Here is a 17,002-nt window from a genome sequence, read left to right on the forward strand (position 1 = left end):
CATGAGCGAAGTCAAGTTTGAAGGACAGGTGGCGTTGGTCACAGGCGCCTCGCGCGGCATTGGTGCGGCGATTGCGCTGGCACTGGCAGAGCGCGGCCTCAAGGTCATTGGCACGGCGACCACTGATGAGGGCGCGGCCAAAGTGTCGCAGACGCTGTCAGCCTTTGCGGGCTGCAGCGGCCGGGTGCTCAACGTCAACGATGCCGCTGGTGTGGATGCGTTGATCGACAGCACCGTCAAAGAGCATGGCGGGCTGCAGATTCTGGTGAACAACGCCGGCATCACGCGTGACAACCTGGCCATGCGCATGAAGGACGACGAGTGGGACGCGGTGCTTGACACCAACCTCAAGGCTGTTTTCAGAATGAGTCGGGCGGTGATGCGCACCATGATGAAACAGCGTTACGGCCGCATCATCAGCATCACCTCGGTGGTGGGCGCCTCTGGCAACGCCGGGCAGGCCAATTACGCCGCCGCCAAGGCCGGCGTGGCGGGCATGACGCGCGCCCTGGCGCGGGAACTGGGCTCGCGCAACATCACGGTAAACTGCATTGCCCCAGGTTTTATTGAGACCGACATGACAGCCCGGTTGGGCGACGAGCAGCACAAGGCGCTGCTCGCCCAAATTCCACTGGGTCACCTGGGTAAACCTTCTGATATTGCCCACGCGGTGGCTTATCTGGCATCGCCGCAAGCCGGTTATGTGACGGGACAGGAGTTGCACGTCAATGGTGGCATGTTCATGGCCTGAGCCTGAGCCTTTTTGATGACAAAATAAAGCCGCGTTATCCGTACGGCCGCCGGGTCTGAAAACAGCTTTCAGGCCCGGCTAAAATCACGGATCTTTTCACAACCCTTTGAGGGAACCCATGAGCGATATTGAAGCACGCGTTAAAAAAATCATTGCCGAGCAACTCGGTGTTGAAGAATCCCAAGTCACCAACGAAAAGGCCTTTGTGGCTGATCTCGGTGCTGACTCCCTGGACACGGTCGAGCTGGTGATGGCGCTTGAAGACGAGTTTGGAATTGAAATTCCGGATGAAGATGCTGAAAAAATCACCACAGTGCAAAACGCCATCGATTACGCCACCAACCACAAAAAAGCGTAACCCTGTCGGGCGACGTTCCGGGTGAACGTCGTCAGTGCCAGCACCCGAACCAGGACATCAACCCGGCCGGGTAGCGGCAATACCCAATTTTGGCCACACCTTGTCAAGAGGTAGGGTCTCACTCGGACGAACCACTGAATTCTTATGAATATGCCTCGTCGTCGCGTTGTCGTTACCGGTTTGGGTTGTGTCAGTCCCGTTGGCAACACGGTTGACACCACTTGGTCCAACCTGCTGGCCGGTCATTCCGGCGTGGGTTTGATCACCAAATTTGATGCCTCCACCTTCAGTTGCAAAATTGCGGGTGAGGTCAAGGGTTTTGATGTGGAGTCCTACATGAGCGCCAAAGAAGCGCGCACCATGGACACCTTCATCCACTATGGCATTGCGGCGGCGGCCCAGGCCGTGGCCGACGCGGGTCTGCCCACTGGCGAGGCCTTGAGCGAAGACATGGCCACACGCATCGCCTGTGTGATCGGTTCCGGCATTGGCGGCTTGCCCATGATCGAGAGTGTGCATGCCGAATTTGTCCAACGCGGCGCACGCCGGATATCGCCCTTTTTTGTGCCATCGACCATCATCAACATGATTGCCGGACATGTATCGATCCGCTTTGGCTTCAAGGGGCCAAATCTGGCGATCGTGACTGCCTGCACCACGGGTCTGCATTGCATTGGCCAGGCTGGGCGCATGATTGAGTATGGCGATGCCGATGTGGTGGTGGCGGGTGGCGCAGAAGCTGCCGTATCACCGCTGGGTGTCGGGGGTTTTGCCGCCATGCGCGCGCTGAGCACCCGCAACGACGACCCGACCACTGCGTCGCGCCCCTGGGACAAAGACCGTGACGGTTTTGTGCTGGGCGAGGGAGCCGGCGTCATGGTGCTCGAGGAGTACGAGCACGCCAAGGCGCGTGGCGCCAAGATATATGCTGAACTGGCTGGCTTTGGCATGAGCGCCGATGCCGGTCACATGACGGCGCCCAACATGGATGGTCCGCGCCGCTCCATGGTGAGTGCCTTGCGCAATGCGGGTGTCAATGCAGACCAGGTCAACTACCTCAATGCGCATGGCACCTCGACCCCCCTGGGGGACACCAATGAGTCCAACGCCATCAAGGCAGCGCTTGGGGATCATGCCAAAAAAATCGTGGTCAACTCCACCAAATCCATGACCGGCCACTTGCTGGGTGGGGCCGGTGGCCTGGAATCGGTGGTGACCGTGCTGGCTTTGCATCACCAAAAAAGCCCGCCCACCACCAACATCTACAGTCAGGACCCCGACTGTGATCTGGATTTTTGTGCCAACACCGCGCGCGACATGAAGATTGACGTGGCTGTCAAAAACAATTTTGGTTTTGGCGGCACCAACGGCTCGCTGGTTTTTAAACGGGCACCCTGACGTTTCACTGGTACCGACTGACAGCATGTACAAGCCCCCAGCGGTGATCTACCCGGTGGGGCGTTCGCGTTTTCAGGCGGGGCTGACACTGGCTGTGGTGTTTGCCGGTGCCATCGTGCAAGTGGTCTGGTGGTTGATCTCAAAAGGGCACGGGCTTGGGCATGCTCTGGGTTTGTTGCTTTGGTCGGTCACCTGCGTGTGGGCCATCTGGAGTGTCTGGCACACCGTTGCAGCTCAACTGGTCTGGGACGGCCAGGGCTGGCTGTTGCGCTCTGGGTCGTCCAGCCTGGCTGTTGTGCCGCAAGTCATTGTCGACGGACAACATCACTTGCTAATCCTTTTGCGCCCCTCCACCGGACCTGCCCGGTGGGCGTGGCCGGCGCGGCAGGCCCAGCCTGAGCGCTGGCTGGCATTGCGTCGCGCCCTGTTCAATACGTCATCCGTTCCGGCCGAACAGGAACCTTTGCGCCCGGCAGCTTCGGCAGAGACCTGAATGTCGACTGAATCACCCATCGAACCAGATCCCGAAACAGCGCCTGGCGACAGTGATGCCATGCTGGTGGAACGCGCGCGCGCTGGGGATCAGCGCGCTTTTGAATTGCTGGTGATCAAGTACCAGCGCCGCATCGAGCGGCTCATCAGGCGCATGGTGCGTGATGTGGACCTGGTGGAAGACATTGCGCAGGAGACTTTTATTCGCGCTTACCGGGCGCTCCACCAGTTTCGCGGTGACGCCCAGTTTTACACCTGGCTTTACCGTATTGCTGTCAATACTGCCAAGCGCTTTTTACTCAAGTTCAAAAACGATCCCGCAGTTTTTCTGGGCACCCTGCAATCCAATCACGAAGAAGATGAAACTTTTCAACGCAGAAGTGAACCAAGTACGGACGAAACGCCCGAGTCGGTGTTGGCGGCCAAGGAAATCGGCCAGGCCGTGAATGCGGCGCTTGATGCCTTGCCCAACGATTTGAAACAGGCCTTGACCTTGCGCGAGATTGAGGGTTTGAGTTACGAGGAGATTGCTGAAGTGATGAATTGCCCTTTGGGAACCGTGCGCTCGCGCATCTTCAGGGCGCGAGAGGCTGTCTCCGCCAAGATCAAACCCATGCTTGAAAATCAAAATGGCAAGCGTTGGTAGTTATCGCGGCTGGCCAATCACCATGAAATCTTTCAAGAGAGCAGGACAAGCATGACAGATAAATCCATGAGAAACACCGAGTTGGTGTCGGCGCTGGTCGACGGGCAACTGCGTGGCGATGAATTTTCAAATGCGCTGGCGCAGTTGGACGCCAGCAGCGAGGCACGCCAAAGCTGGCATGCCTACCATGTGCTGGGTGACGTCATGCGCACCGGGCAATCGACCGCCAGCGCCAAAGATGCCGACTTTGTGATGCGACTGCGCGCCAGGCTGCAACAAGAGGCCGCGCCTTTGGCTTTGCACCCTGCGGGAGACCTGCTGGCGGATAACGCACGCGTTTCAGACACTCAAGCCAGGACTGCTCCACGGCTTGTCAGCGCCAACGACAACGCCTGGCGCCTGGTCGTGGGCCTGGCCTCAGTTGCCGTGGTGGGAGTGATGGCGTGGCAAGGTTTTCAGGATTCCGGTTCACAGGGTGCGCAACTGGCCACTGCGCCCGTTGCGGCGCCTGCAACTGCCGCCCAACCTGCGCCATCAAGCGCCACCTTGGCCTCCATGGGCGACTTGTCAGCGACTCCCTCGCGCGACGGTGCCGGCAAGAATGAGCCAACCGTGAGCGCGGCGCCGGTCATGATTCGGGACCCGCAGCTTGATGCCTTGCTGGCGGCACACCGCCAGTTTGGCGGCACCTCGGCACTGCAAATGCCCACCGGTTTCCTGCGCAATGCCACATTTGAGGAGGGTGCGCGTTGATCCGATTGTTGCCTTGGGCGCTGGGGCTGGGACTTCTTCTGAACGCCAGTGCGGCCAGGGCCCAAAACGAGGTCCGCCTGCCTGCCGGAACGTCGCAGGTGACCCCTGTTGAGGGGGCGTCGATCAGCCGCTGGCTGATGCGCTTGCATGACGCTGCCCGGTTGCGGTCCTACGCGGGCACTTTTGTGGTGACTGTTGGCGACACGCTGTCGACATCACGCATCTGGCATGCGTGTGATGGCCAGCAGCAAATTGAGCGGGTCGACACCCTGACCGGCGCGGCGCGCAGCACCTTTCGCCACAACGATCAGGTGATGACTTTTTTGCCGGACCGGCGGGTGGTGATATCCGAGAGCCGCGATTCGCTCGGCCTGTTTCCCAATTTGCTGAACCGGGCGGACTCTTCGATCGCCCGGTTTTACCGGCTGAAGACCTTGGGACAGGAGCGCGTTGCCGGGCTTGACTCTGAGGTGGTGCAACTGGTGCCGGTCGATGCGCTGCGTTTTGGTTACAAGGTCTGGACCGAGCGTGAAAGCGGTGTGGTGGTGAAACTGCAAACGCTCGACCCAGCCCGGGGCGTGTTGGAGCAGGCGGCGTTTTCGGAGTTGCAGTTGAACGAGCCTCTCAATATGGCCAAACTTGTTGCACAGATGAACAACACCGAGGGTTACCAGATCAAAAGGCCCGAACTGGTCAAGACCACGGCGGCGCAGGAGGGCTGGGGCATGAAGGCACAAGTCGCGGGTTTCAAACCCATGGCTTGCCACAAACGGGTGAATATGGATCCTTCCGACCGCAAAGGGAGCACCTTGCAGTGGGTTTTTTCGGACGGACTGGCTTCGGTGTCGCTGTTCATAGAAAGCTTTGATGCCGCGCGCCATAGCAACATGGTGCGGCACGACAAATTTGCCAGGGGGGCCACCCATATGCTGACGCATCGCCTGGGTCCTTGGTGGATCACCGCCGTGGGTGAAGTGCCCACGCAGACCCTGGCCATTTTTGTCCAGGGTCTTGAAAGAAAAAAATAAGTCTATATTTCTGTGTATGTTTTTTTGATAAGGCCGACGATGATTCAATTTACTTTTAAAAGCCTGCACGCTTGTATCCTCAGCGTCGCCATGGTGGCCGCGGCATCCACGGTGCTGTTGCCAATGACCCCGGCCACCGCCCAGGTGCGTGCCTTGCCTGACTTCACCGATCTGGTCGAGCAGGTGGGGCCTTCAGTGGTCAACATACGCACTCTGGAGAAGGTGAGCCCGAGGCAAAGCCAGTCGGGCCAGATGGACCCTGACATGCTGGAGTTTTTCCGCCGTTTCGGTCTGCCGATCCCCAATATTCCCAATGGTCCGCGCCAGGGCCCACCCCCAGGGCATGGTCAGGGGCCCAACCAGGGCGAGCAGCCCCGGGGTGTGGGTTCTGGCTTCATCCTGACCCCGGACGGCATGATCATGACCAACGCCCATGTGGTCGATGGCGCTGACGAGGTCCTCGTGACCCTCACCGACAAGCGCGAATTCAAGGCCAAAATTATCGGCGCCGACAAGCGCAGTGATGTTGCTGTGGTCAAGATCGAGGCCACTGGTCTGCCGGCGGTCAAGGTGGGTGATGTCAGTCGCCTCAAGGTGGGCGAGTGGGTGATGGCGATCGGCTCGCCTTTTGGCCTGGAAAACAGCGTGACCGCCGGCATTGTGAGTGCCAAACAACGCGACACGGGCGATTATTTGCCCTTCATTCAGACCGACGTGGCGATCAATCCTGGCAATTCAGGAGGCCCGTTGATCAACATGCGTGGCGAAGTGGTGGGCATCAACAGCCAGATTTATTCGCGCTCGGGTGGCTCCATGGGTATTTCGTTCTCGATCCCGATGGACGAGGCGGTGCGCGTGAGCGAGCAGTTGCGGGCCACGGGGCGCGTCACCCGGGGCCGCATTGGTGTGCAGATTGAACAGGTCACCAAAGAGGTGGCCGAGTCCATCGGTTTGGGTCAGCCCTATGGCGCTCTGGTGCGTGGCGTTGAAACTGAGGGTCCGGCCGACAAGGCAGGCGTCGAGGCGGGTGACATCATCATCAAGTTCGATGGAAAAAAAGTTGAGAAGTCGAGCGACCTGCCGCGCATGGTCGGTAGCACCAAGCCGGGGGCCAAGAGCACAGTGACGGTGTTCCGACGCGGTGCCAGCAAGGATTTGACGGTCACCGTGGCCGAGATCGAGCCTGAAAAAACAGCCGCCAAATCGCCAGAAAAAGCACCCAAAGCCGCCGAGTCCAAAATAACCCAGACCACAGGCCTCGAACTGAGCGAGTTGACGGATGATGCCAAGAAGGAGCTTCGCATCAAGGGAGGCGTGCAGGTGACTGCCGCCAGCGGTCCGGCGGCTCGTGCCGGTTTGCGCGAGGGCGACGTGATCATGGCAGTGGCCAACGTGACGGTAACCAGTGTCGCTGGTTTGGAGAAGGTTTTGACGGGCCTGGACAAAACCAAACCCATCAATATTCTCTTTCGCCGTGGCGAGTGGGCCCAATACACCATGCTCCGGTTGAACCCTTGAATTGGGGGGTGCCTGACCTTATTACAATCGGGCACTTGACTTTGGTGTAGCCAATCTGTTTGGTTCGGGGCGCGTCTCTCTGGAACGCGCCCTTTTTTCTGTTTGCCAATCAATCACTTTAAATCGGTTTTCCTGGATGCAACACATCAGAAATTTCTCCATCATTGCCCACATTGACCATGGCAAATCCACGCTGGCCGACCGCCTGATCCAGCGTTGTGGTGGCTTGCAGGAGCGCGAAATGGAAGCGCAGGTGCTGGACTCGATGGACATCGAGAAGGAACGCGGCATCACCATCAAGGCGCAAACCGCAGCCCTGCACTACAAGGCGCTCGATGGGCAGGTGTACAACCTCAATTTGATCGACACCCCCGGCCATGTGGACTTCTCCTATGAGGTGAGCCGTTCCCTGTCGGCTTGTGAAGGTGCCTTGCTGGTGGTCGACGCCAGCCAGGGCGTGGAAGCCCAAACCGTGGCCAACTGCTACACGGCACTCGATCTGGGTGTGGAAGTGGTGCCTGTGCTGAACAAGATGGACCTGCCCAATGCCGACCCTGACAATGCCCGGTCGGAAATCGAGGACGTGATCGGCATTGACGCCTCCGAGGCGATTGCCTGCTCGGCCAAGAGCGGCATGGGCATCGATGAGATTCTGGAAGCCGTGGTGGCCCGCATTCCGCCGCCCAAAGGCAACCCGAAAGGCCCGCTGCGCGCCATGATCATCGACAGCTGGTTTGACTCCTATGTCGGTGTGGTGATGCTGGTGCGGGTGGTCGACGGTCGCCTGGCCAAGGGCGAGCGCATCAAGATGATGGCGAGCGGCGCCACTTACAACGCTGACGGCCTGGGTGTTTTCACCCCGGCCAATGAGCCGCGCCAGGCACTCGAGGCCGGTGAGGTGGGTTACATCATTGCCGGTATTCGCGAACTGCAGGCGGCCAAGGTGGGTGACACCATCACGCTGATCCGGCCGGGCAGCGGTGGTGCTGCAGCCACTGCCACCGAGGCCTTGCCAGGCTTCAAGGAAATCCAGCCGCAGGTGTTTGCCGGTTTGTATCCGACCGAGGCTAACCAGTACGAAGGCCTGCGCGACAGCCTGGAAAAGCTCAAGCTCAATGACGCCTCGCTGCATTACGAGCCCGAAGTCTCGCAGGCGTTGGGTTTTGGCTTCCGGTGCGGATTTCTGGGCCTGCTGCACATGGAAATTGTGCAGGAGCGCCTCGAGCGCGAGTTTGACCAGGATTTGATCACCACCGCGCCAAGCGTGGTCTACCAGGTGGTTTCTGTCGATGGTGAAGTCAAGATGGTCGAGAACCCATCCAAAATGCCCGATCAGGGCCGTCTGGATGAGATCCGAGAACCCATTGTGACTGTGCACCTGTACATGCCGCAGGAGTATGTCGGCCCGGTCATGACCTTGTGCAACCAGAAGCGCGGCATGCAGCTCAACATGGCTTACAAGGGCCGCCAGGTCGTGCTGACCTATGACATGCCGCTGGGCGAGATCGTGATGGATTTCTTTGACAAGCTAAAAAGTGTTTCACGCGGCTATGCTTCGATGGACTACGAGTTCAAGGAATACCGCCCGGCCGACGTGGTCAAGGTCGACATTTTGCTCAATGGGGAAAAAGTCGATGCGCTGTCGATCATCGTGCACCGCTCCCAGTCGCAGTACCGGGGTCGTGCCGTGGTGGCCAAGATGCGCGAGGTGATCTCGCGCCAGATGTACGACGTGGCCATACAGGCCGCCATTGGGGCCAACATCATCGCCCGTGAGACAATCAAGGCGCTGCGCAAGAACGTGATTGCCAAGTGTTACGGGGGCGACATTTCGCGCAAGCGCAAACTGCTGGAAAAGCAAAAAGAAGGTAAAAAACGCATGAAGCAGATTGGTTCGGTCGAAGTGCCACAAGAGGCCTTCCTGGCCATTCTGAAGGTGGACGCGTGATGCAAGCCCTGACTTCCGTGATTCTGGCGGCCTTTGCCGCCTATGTCGGGGCCTGGTATTTTGGCAAGCTGGAAGGCAACTTCGCCCTGCTCCTGTTCCTGGCGACTGTGGTGACCGGACTGTACTGGCTGGCCGAGCGGTTTTACTTTTTGCCACAACGTGAAAAGGCAGCGGCCGCGCTGGAGGCGCAGACCAGCGCCCGCAACGCTGAACTCAACAAAATGGGCATCAGCAAGGTGGACGGCGATGTCTCCGAGGCGAAAAAGCTCATCCTGGCGCAACCCTGGTGGCTGGACTGGACGGCGGGCTTGTTCCCGGTGATCATTTGCGTCTTCATCCTGCGCTCGTTCCTGTTTGAGCCCTTCAAGATTCCGTCGGGCTCCATGATTCCGACGCTATGGGTTGGTGACCTGATTCTTGTCAACAAGTTTCATTACGGCCTGCGTCTGCCGGTTCTCAACACCAAAATCACCCAGGGCACGCCACCGCAACGCGGGGACGTGATGGTGTTTCGCTATCCGCCCAAACCCAGCCTGGATTACATCAAACGCGTGGTGGGGGTGCCGGGTGACGAGGTGGCTTATCTGAACAAGCGTCTGAGCATCAATGGCACGCCGTTGCCGGTCAACGCGCTCCCCGAGTTTTTTGACGAAGACACCATGCGTTACTTTCCACAATTTGAAGAAACACTGGGGGGGCAACCGCACCGCCTGCTCATTGATCCAGCGCGCCCTGCCTTTATTCCGGGTGCCGACGAATTTGAATTCAAAAACAATTGCCGCTACAGTATTGAGGGCGTGGTGTGCAAGGTGCCGCAGGGGCACTACTTCACCATGGGCGATAACCGCGACAATTCGCTGGATTCGCGCTACTGGGGCTTTGTGCCAGACAAAAACATTGTTGGCAAGGCCTTCTTTGTCTGGATGAATTTTGGTAACCTCAAGCGCATCGGCTCTTTTAATTGAACTGGAGACTGACATGACTTCCCCTTTTAAATCCCGCCAACTTGGCATGACTTTGGTGAGTTTGCTTTTTGTGGGGGGCTTGGTGGCCGTTGTCGGCGTGATGACGGCCCAGGTGGTGCCGTCAGTCATGGAGTATCAGACGATACTGAAGGCAGTGAACAAAGCCAAGGAAGGCAACACGGTGCCCGAAGTCCGCATGATTTTTGACCGGGCCACCAGCATTGACAGTATCACCTCGATTACCGCCAAAGACCTGGACGTGACCAAGGAAGATGACAAGGTGGTGGTCCGCTTTGCGTACGAGCGCGAGTTCCACCTGGTGGGCCCCGCCTTTCTGACCCTCAAATACAGTGGCCAATCGAATTGAAAGTCCGGGTGATGGTTTGAATGCGGAACTGGTAACGCTACAACAGCGCCTGCAACATCAGTTTGCCGATGCCGCTTTGTTGAAGCGCTCGCTCACGCACCGCAGTTTTTCTGCTGACCATAACGAACGCCTTGAGTTTTTGGGCGACTCGGTGCTGGGCGTGGTGGTGGCCGACATGCTGTACCGGCGCTTGCAAAACCTGCCTGAAGGTGATTTGTCGAGGGTGCGGGCCAATCTGGTCAAGCAGGACACGCTGCACCAACTGGCCGTGTCGCTGGGCTTGCCTGATGTGATTTTGTTGGGCGAGGGCGAGTTGCGCTCGGGCGGGCAAAAACGTCCGTCCATTCTGGCAGACGCCCTGGAGGCCGTGATTGGCGCGGTGTATCTGGACGCCGGTTTTGCTGCCGCGCAAGCCCTGGTGCAACGCCTTTACGAGGCGGTGCAAATCAACCCGGAGATGGAGGCCATTGGCAAAGACCCGAAAACCGAGTTGCAGGAATGGCTGCAGGGGCGCCGCATGAAATTGCCCAGTTACCGGGTGGTGGCCACCCTGGGTGCGGCACACAAACAGAGCTTTGATGTGGAATGCGAAATTCCTGAACTCAACCGCGCCGAGCGCGGGATTGGCGGCTCGCGTCGATCTGCCGAACAGGCTGCCGCGACGGCGATGTTGGAAATTTTGAAAGCGACGGTCATCTGATGAATACCCCCAAAAAAACAGCTTCCGAGGCACCTGAGGTTGAGGTGCAGGACAACCTGGAAGATCTGCTGGCAGGCATGCGCCGCGACATGCGTCCGGCGGGTGCCGCCGCAGCGCCGGTTGCGGGTCAGCGCTGCGGCCTGATCGCCATTGTGGGCAAGCCCAATGTTGGCAAATCCACGCTTTTGAACGCGCTGGTGGGGCAAAAAATAAGCATCACCTCGCGCAAGGCGCAAACCACGCGCCACCGCATCACCGGCATGCACACCGTGGGAGCGAGCCAGTTTGTGTTTGTCGACACTCCCGGTTTTCAGACCCTGCACGGCAACGCGCTGAACAAGTCGCTCAACAAAACCGTGGTCGGCGCGGTGGCCGACGTGGACCTGATTTTGTTTGTGGTGGAAGCCGGCAGCTTCACCCCGGCCGACGCGCGCGTGCTGGCACTGCTCGGTAAAAATATTCCCACCCTGCTGATTGCCAACAAGCTAGACAACGTGCACCGCCGCGGCGACATCGCGCCCTGGCTGCAGACCATGCAGGACAAGCACGCTTTTGCCGAGTTTGTGCCGATGTCGGCCAAGAGCGCCAAGGATGTGGAACGCCTGCTGGGCATTTGCGAAAGATACCTGCCCGAGCAGGCTTGGTGGTACGCCGCAGACGAGCTCACCGACCGCAGCGAGCGCTTCATGGCAGCCGAGATGGTGCGCGAAAAACTGTTTCGTTTGACCGGCGACGAGCTACCCTACACCTCGACCGTCATCATCGACAAGTTTGAGGAAGAGCCGCCCCAGAGAAAAGGCCAGAAGCGCCTGCTGCGCATCGCCGCCACCATCGTGGTCGAGCGCGACGGCCACAAGGCGATGGTGATTGGCGACAAGGGCGAGCGTATCAAGCGCATCGGCATGGAGACCCGCGTTGAGTTGGAGAAACTGATGGACTGCAAGGTGTTCATCGAGATGTGGGTCAAGGTGCGCTCTGGCTGGGCTGACGACGAAGCGCGCGTGCGATCGTTTGGTTACGAGTAGGTGCGCTGAGCCAGACGAATTGATGGTCCCAGCATGCCTTGCATGAGAGCGCTGCTGAAATCGAGCGGTGGAAGTGATACTGGGAAAACCATGAAACAGATGCATTTCTCTTCTTTCCAACAATGGGCACGCCTCGCGTTGCTGGTGATGACCATCGCCGGTTGCGCCAGCCAACCCGAAGTGCCCCCCTTTCCTTCAACTTTGCCGGCTGCCGCGCCCTCAATGGAGTTGGAAAAGCACCATGTTGAATTAGGCGGCGGTATCAGTGTTGACTATCAGATCAAGCGAAAAATTTCCTCTTTGAATAACGTCAGCTGCTTCGCCTTCATCACGGGCACGCTGAACAACGCTTCCAGCCAAATTTTGAGCCGGCGGACGGTTCTTGACTTCAATTTCTTCAGTGGCGGCAAACAATCCTTCCGTGATTTGACATATCCTGTCAGTGGAGTGCCGCCCGGCAGCCGCGTCATGTTTGAAATGGTGGTTTCGCCAGTGCACCAGGACGGATGCGTGAACTACGACCGAATCGATCTTTCACTGAGAAAAGTCGTTGTGAATTTGGCGGACTGAAAAAGCGCTGGTATGGTGAATTTATATTGATGGCCACCAAGCGTATCTCTGAAGAACCCGCCTTTGTGTTGCACCGCTACGACTGGAGCGAGTCCAGCCTGATCCTGGAGGTCTTCACCCGGCACCATGGCCGCATGGCGTTGGTGGCCAAAGGTGTGAAGCGGCCCAGCTCCAGCTTTCGACCCATTTTGCTGCCGCTGCAGCGGCTGCATCTGGCCTTTGGTGGCGAGGCTGAGATCAAAACGCTCAAGGCCGCCGAATGGCAGGGCGGTCACGTCATGCCCACCGGCGACGCGCTGATGTCAGGCTACTACCTCAATGAACTGCTGATGAAGCTGCTGGCGCGCGAAGACCCGCACCCGCTGCTGTTTGACGTCTACGCCGGCGTGGTGCAGATCATTGCCAGCGAACATGGCGAGGTGCTGGAAGCGGCCCTGCGTGCCTTTGAGCTGCTGCTGCTGCGCGAAATTGGCCTGCTGCCCCTGCTGGACGCCCAGACCATGACCTTGCTGGCGCTACACCCCGAGGCGCGTTACAGTCTGGTACCCGAGGGCGGTTTGCGCCAGGCCAACGCCACCGACCGCAACAGCCTGAGCGGTGCCCAGTGGATGGCGCTGCAACAAGTTCTGGGTGAGCGGGTACCACTGAGCACCGTGTTGCGCGCTTGTGCCGACGTGGCTGGTGCACTCAAACCGCAGTTGCGCACGTTGCTCAATTACCATTGTGGTGTGCCCAGCCTTCGCACCCGGCAAATGATGATCGATCTGCAAAGCTTATGAAAACTACTTCTCTGTCCGTCAATCTCAACAAGGTGGCGCTGGTGCGCAACACCCGTCACCTGGGCATTCCCAGCGTGACGCGCGCGGCCACGTTGTGCCTGCAGGCGGGAGCCAACGGCATCACCGTGCACCCGCGCCCGGATGAGCGCCACATACGCGCCAGTGACGTGCCCGAGCTGGCCCGGCTGCTAAGAGATTGGCCAGAGCGTGAATTCAACATTGAAGGCAATCCGCTGCACAACCTGATGGACGTGGTGGGCCAATTGGTGGCGCAGCAGTTGCCGGTGCACCAGGTCACGTTTGTGCCCGACACCGAGGGCCAGTTCACCAGTGACCATGGCTGGTGTTTTCCGGACGATGCCGCCCGGCTCAAGCCCCTGATTGATCAGGCCCACGTCTGGGGCCTGCGCGTGAGCCTGTTCATGGATGCCGATGCCTCCGCCATGGCGGCTGCCAAAGCCGTGGGCGCGGACCGGGTGGAGCTTTACACCGAGCCTTATGCCGCCGCCTGGGGCACGCCCGGGCAGGCCGCGCAACTGGCGCGTTTTGCCCAGGCCGCGCAAGCTGCGCTGGACGTTGGCCTGGAAGTGAACGCCGGCCACGACCTGAACCGCGACAACCTCACCGCCTTCATCGCCCAGGTGCCGGGGGTGAGCGAGGTGTCGATTGGCCATGCGCTGATCGCCGATGCGCTGGAGCTGGGCTACGCCGCCACCGTCAAGGACTACCTGCGCTGCATTCGCGATGCCGCATGATCTACGGCATTGGCACCGACATCTGCGACGTTCGTCGCATTCAGGCCAGCCTGGATCGCCACGGCGAACGCTTTGCGCAAAAAATTCTCAGTGAGGCTGAACTGGCCACCTGGCATCAGCGCAGCGAGCGCTGGCCCGAGCGCGGTGTGCGTTATCTGGCCACCCGTTTCAGCGCCAAGGAGGCCTTCAGCAAAGCCATCGGGCTGGGCATGCGCATGCCCATGACCTGGCGCCTGTGCGAGGTTGGCAAATTGCCCAGCGGCCAGCCGCATATCGTGCTCCACGGCGGACTCAAAACCTGGTTTGAAGCCAAAGGTTTGAGTGTCCACATCAGCGTAACCGACGAGACCGACTATGCCGCGAGTTTTTGCGTGGTTGAAATCATTGGCAAAAATGGTCTTTAATCGTTAGTCAGTCAGCACACCACATCACGCAATTTACCCGGAATAACATCATGACCCTGCACGCACCCCTGATCATCGACATCGCCGGTCTGACCCTCAGCAAACAGGACAAACAACGCCTCAAGCACCCCCTGGTGGGCGGCATGATTTTGTTTGCCCGCAACTGGCAGAGCCGCGAGCAGCTCACCGCTTTGTGCCACAGCATCAAGAAGCTGCGCAAGGATTTGCTGATTTGTGTCGACCATGAGGGTGGTCATGTGCAGCGTTTCAAGACCGATGGTTTTACCCATTTGACACCGATGCGCGCCCTGGGCGAGCTCTGGCTGCAAGACGGCAAGGCGGGCGAGGGCAGCGGTGCCATGCGCGCCACCCGGGCGGCCACCGCCTGTGGTTATGTGCTCGGCGCCGAGCTGCGCGCGTGCGGCATCGATTTGAGCTTTACCCCGGTGCTGGATCTGGATTTTGGCGAGAGCAGCGTGATTGGCAACCGCGCCTTTGCCCGCGACCCGCGCGTGGTGAGCCTGCTGGCCAAGAGCCTGATGCATGGCTTGTTGCAAAGCGGCATGGCCAATTGCGGCAAACATTTTCCTGGCCACGGTTTCGTCAAGGCCGATTCACACACCGACATTCCGGTCGACAAGCGCAGCCTCAAGGCCATTCTGGCCGACGATGCCAAACCCTACGACTGGCTCGGCACAGCGCTTACCAGTGTCATGCCGGCGCATGTGATCTACCCCAAGGTGGATGCCCGGCCGGCTGGTTTTTCAGGCAAATGGCTGGGTGACATCCTGCGCGGTCAACTCCGCTTTAATGGTGCGGTGTTCAGCGACGACCTCTCCATGGCCGGCGCCCGCGTGCTGGATGGCCAACCGGTCAGCCCGACCCAGGCGGCGGTGGCGGCGCTGAATGCAGGTTGCGACATGGTGCTGCTGTGCAACCAGTCGCTGGGTGACGGTGCCGAGTTGGATGCCCTGATCAACGGCCTGACCGAAGCACAACTCAAGGGCCAATGGCAACCGCTTGACGCCAGTGAAGAGCGCCGGCTGGCCCTGCTGCCTGTCGGTCGCGCCACGCCGTGGGACGACTTGATGGTGCAGCCCGCCTACATGCAGGCGCTTGACCTGATTCCCTGAGTTTTCAGGGCGAGCGGTGCAGCCGGGGTGCTGACAGCTCGGCGATCATGTCGTTGGTCGCCGCGTCCACATTGGGCTGGGCCCTGAGCAGATTCGCAGCGGTCAACAGCTTGCGCAGATCCTGCAGGTCTTTCACAGTGGGTGCCACCTTGATCTGGGCAATGGCGGCCGAGCTGTTGCCGCCCTTGATCAGAGCGAAAACCTTGGGTGCCCAAACGCTTTGACGTGACATTGGTGACTTTCCTGGAATCGTGTTGCAAGCCATTTTGGCACACCGGCTTTATCGGACAATCCATGATCTTGTGCACCCTATCTGAACGCCCATGAAAGACAAACTCCTCAGCAGCGGCCTGGTGTACAGCACCGACAGCGGCCGCATGTGCCCGCAGTGCCGCCAACCACAGGCGCAGTGCAGTTGCCGCTCGGCCGCAACTCGTCCGGCCGGCGACGGCCTCGTGCGGGTGTCGCGCCAGACCAAGGGGCGGGCCGGCAAGGGCGTGACGCTGGTGAAAGGCCTGGACCTGGATGACGCGGCGCTGAACGCCCTGGGCAAGCAACTCAAAACGGCCTGTGGCTCGGGCGGCACGGTGAAAGACGGCGTGATCGAGGTGCAGGGGGACCATGTCGAGCGCGTCATGGAACTGCTCAAGGCGCAGGGCCGCAGCGTCAAACGGTCAGGCGGTTGAAATGAAGCCAGAAGACCTGCAACTGCTGGTGACGCGCACCATGCCCTTTGGCAAGCACAAGGGCCGACTGATCGCCGATTTGCCTGGCGACTACCTGCGCTGGTTTGCGCGTGAAGGCGTGCCCAAGGGCGAGATCGGCCGCCTGCTGGCGCTGATGCACGAGATCGATCACAACGGGCTGTCGGATTTGCTCAAGCCGCTGCGCCACTAATCAGTCGGGGTCAGAGCACGTCGCTGCGCGAGTGGTCTGACCCTCAAAACCTTCAGCTTCCCACAGTCGGGTTCCTGCGGTTTCCAGGTGCGTCAAATACACCCGCACCTCGAATTCGAGCTGGTGGTAGCCGGGCTCCATGTGTTTGCAGAGCTGGTAAAAAGCCTTGTCGTGGGCTTTTTCCTTCAGGTGCGCCAGTTCGTGCACGGTGATCATGCGCAAAAATTCATCGGGCACGGTTTTGAACAGCGTGGCAATGCGGATTTCGCGCTTGGCCTTGAGCTTGTTGCCCTGCACGCGTGACACGCTGGTGTGGGTGCCCAGGGCGTTTTTGACCACATGCAGCTTGCTGTCAAACAGCACCTTGTTCACCGGCTCCGCGCCGCGCAGGTAATCGGTTTTGAGCGCCTGCACGTAGTCGAACAGGGCGCGGTCGGTGCGCACCGCGTGGGCCTGCGGGTATTTTTTCAGCAGCCAATCGGCCACCTTGTCCTCGTGCAGCATCTGCGCCACCT

The 17,002-nt window shown here is 59.6% G+C and carries 22 protein-coding genes; 20 read left to right on the forward strand and 2 right to left on the reverse strand.

Annotated features, from left to right (window positions below):
* The first annotated feature begins 1 nt into the window (after window position 1).
* The 18 genes from fabG (at window position 2) to nagZ (ending at window position 15,590) form a co-directional block, all read left to right on the forward strand.
* On the forward strand, window positions 2-751 hold the full coding sequence (gene fabG, locus GPS82_RS00145; RefSeq protein ID WP_296490044.1) for a 3-oxoacyl-ACP reductase FabG: 750 nt from the start codon (window positions 2-4) through the stop codon (window positions 749-751).
* 118 nt (window positions 752-869) lie between these two features.
* Window positions 870-1,109, forward strand: coding sequence for an acyl carrier protein (gene acpP, locus GPS82_RS00150; RefSeq protein WP_296490045.1), 240 nt, complete (start codon window positions 870-872; stop codon window positions 1,107-1,109).
* A gap of 150 nt (window positions 1,110-1,259) precedes the next feature.
* On the forward strand, window positions 1,260-2,507 hold the full coding sequence (gene fabF / locus GPS82_RS00155) for a beta-ketoacyl-ACP synthase II (protein ID WP_296490092.1): 1,248 nt from the start codon (window positions 1,260-1,262) through the stop codon (window positions 2,505-2,507).
* Between the two features lie 25 nt (window positions 2,508-2,532).
* Window positions 2,533-3,000 carry a hypothetical protein gene (locus tag GPS82_RS00160; RefSeq protein ID WP_296490046.1) on the forward strand — a complete coding sequence of 156 codons (468 nt, stop codon included), beginning with the start codon at window positions 2,533-2,535 and terminating at the stop codon, window positions 2,998-3,000.
* Window positions 3,001-3,645, forward strand: a complete 645-nt coding sequence (rpoE, locus tag GPS82_RS00165; protein WP_296490047.1) for an RNA polymerase sigma factor RpoE — start codon at window positions 3,001-3,003, stop codon at window positions 3,643-3,645. It abuts the gene before it with no gap.
* Window positions 3,646-3,696: 51 nt separating this feature from the next.
* Window positions 3,697-4,398: a sigma-E factor negative regulatory protein gene (locus tag GPS82_RS00170; RefSeq protein ID WP_296490048.1), complete on the forward strand. Its 702-nt coding sequence runs from the start codon at window positions 3,697-3,699 to the stop codon at window positions 4,396-4,398.
* Complete coding sequence (locus GPS82_RS00175; RefSeq protein ID WP_296490049.1) at window positions 4,395-5,426, forward strand: MucB/RseB C-terminal domain-containing protein; 1,032 nt, start codon at window positions 4,395-4,397, stop codon at window positions 5,424-5,426. The genes GPS82_RS00170 and GPS82_RS00175 overlap by 4 nt, the downstream gene beginning before the upstream one ends.
* 39 nt (window positions 5,427-5,465) lie before the next feature.
* On the forward strand, window positions 5,466-6,944 hold the full coding sequence (locus tag GPS82_RS00180; RefSeq protein WP_296490050.1) for a DegQ family serine endoprotease: 1,479 nt from the start codon (window positions 5,466-5,468) through the stop codon (window positions 6,942-6,944).
* Between the two features lie 136 nt (window positions 6,945-7,080).
* The gene (gene lepA, locus GPS82_RS00185; RefSeq protein WP_296490051.1) at window positions 7,081-8,892 is read left to right on the forward strand and encodes a translation elongation factor 4; all 1,812 of its coding nucleotides are present in this window, start codon (window positions 7,081-7,083) and stop codon (window positions 8,890-8,892) included.
* Window positions 8,892-9,857, forward strand: coding sequence for a signal peptidase I (gene lepB / locus GPS82_RS00190; protein ID WP_296490052.1), 966 nt, complete (start codon window positions 8,892-8,894; stop codon window positions 9,855-9,857). The genes lepA and lepB overlap by 1 nt, the downstream gene beginning before the upstream one ends.
* Before the next feature lie 13 nt (window positions 9,858-9,870).
* Complete coding sequence (locus GPS82_RS00195) at window positions 9,871-10,224, forward strand: DUF4845 domain-containing protein (RefSeq protein ID WP_296490053.1); 354 nt, start codon at window positions 9,871-9,873, stop codon at window positions 10,222-10,224.
* 16 nt (window positions 10,225-10,240) lie between these two features.
* Complete coding sequence (rnc, locus tag GPS82_RS00200) at window positions 10,241-10,924, forward strand: ribonuclease III (protein ID WP_296490093.1); 684 nt, start codon at window positions 10,241-10,243, stop codon at window positions 10,922-10,924.
* A gap of 77 nt (window positions 10,925-11,001) precedes the next feature.
* Window positions 11,002-11,949: a GTPase Era gene (era, locus tag GPS82_RS00205; protein WP_296490094.1), complete on the forward strand. Its 948-nt coding sequence runs from the start codon at window positions 11,002-11,004 to the stop codon at window positions 11,947-11,949.
* A 90-nt stretch (window positions 11,950-12,039) separates the two neighbouring features.
* Window positions 12,040-12,519 carry a hypothetical protein gene (locus tag GPS82_RS00210; protein ID WP_296490054.1) on the forward strand — a complete coding sequence of 160 codons (480 nt, stop codon included), beginning with the start codon at window positions 12,040-12,042 and terminating at the stop codon, window positions 12,517-12,519.
* 29 nt (window positions 12,520-12,548) lie between these two features.
* The gene (gene recO, locus GPS82_RS00215; protein WP_296490055.1) at window positions 12,549-13,298 is read left to right on the forward strand and encodes a DNA repair protein RecO; all 750 of its coding nucleotides are present in this window, start codon (window positions 12,549-12,551) and stop codon (window positions 13,296-13,298) included.
* Complete coding sequence (locus GPS82_RS00220; RefSeq protein ID WP_296490056.1) at window positions 13,295-14,053, forward strand: pyridoxine 5'-phosphate synthase; 759 nt, start codon at window positions 13,295-13,297, stop codon at window positions 14,051-14,053. The genes recO and GPS82_RS00220 overlap by 4 nt, the downstream gene beginning before the upstream one ends.
* Window positions 14,050-14,457 (forward strand): holo-ACP synthase, encoded by a 408-nt coding sequence (acpS, locus tag GPS82_RS00225; RefSeq protein ID WP_296490057.1) that lies wholly within the window; start codon window positions 14,050-14,052, stop codon window positions 14,455-14,457. The genes GPS82_RS00220 and acpS overlap by 4 nt, the downstream gene beginning before the upstream one ends.
* Before the next feature lie 50 nt (window positions 14,458-14,507).
* Window positions 14,508-15,590 carry a beta-N-acetylhexosaminidase gene (gene nagZ, locus GPS82_RS00230; RefSeq protein ID WP_296490058.1) on the forward strand — a complete coding sequence of 361 codons (1,083 nt, stop codon included), beginning with the start codon at window positions 14,508-14,510 and terminating at the stop codon, window positions 15,588-15,590.
* Window positions 15,591-15,594: 4 nt separating this feature from the next.
* On the opposite strand, the gene GPS82_RS00235 is transcribed toward nagZ, so the two are convergent.
* Entirely contained in the window at window positions 15,595-15,822 is a 228-nt protein-coding gene (locus tag GPS82_RS00235) for a hypothetical protein (protein WP_296490059.1), read from the reverse strand.
* Window positions 15,823-15,913: 91 nt separating this feature from the next.
* Here GPS82_RS00235 and GPS82_RS00240 point away from each other — a divergent pair, with 91 nt between their 5' ends.
* Window positions 15,914-16,276 carry a translation initiation factor Sui1 gene (locus GPS82_RS00240; protein ID WP_296490060.1) on the forward strand — a complete coding sequence of 121 codons (363 nt, stop codon included), beginning with the start codon at window positions 15,914-15,916 and terminating at the stop codon, window positions 16,274-16,276.
* A 1-nt stretch (window position 16,277) separates the two neighbouring features.
* Complete coding sequence (locus GPS82_RS00245; RefSeq protein ID WP_296490061.1) at window positions 16,278-16,487, forward strand: DUF3820 family protein; 210 nt, start codon at window positions 16,278-16,280, stop codon at window positions 16,485-16,487.
* Here GPS82_RS00245 and GPS82_RS00250 read toward each other — a convergent pair whose 3' ends face one another.
* On the reverse strand, window positions 16,488-16,991 hold the full coding sequence (locus GPS82_RS00250) for a YgjP-like metallopeptidase domain-containing protein (protein WP_296490095.1): 504 nt from the start codon (window positions 16,989-16,991) through the stop codon (window positions 16,488-16,490).
* Between the last annotated feature and the right edge of the window lie 11 nt (window positions 16,992-17,002).

It is taken from the genome of Rhodoferax sp. (assembly GCF_011391645.1).
Classification (GTDB): Bacteria; Pseudomonadota; Gammaproteobacteria; order Burkholderiales; family Burkholderiaceae_C; genus Rhodoferax.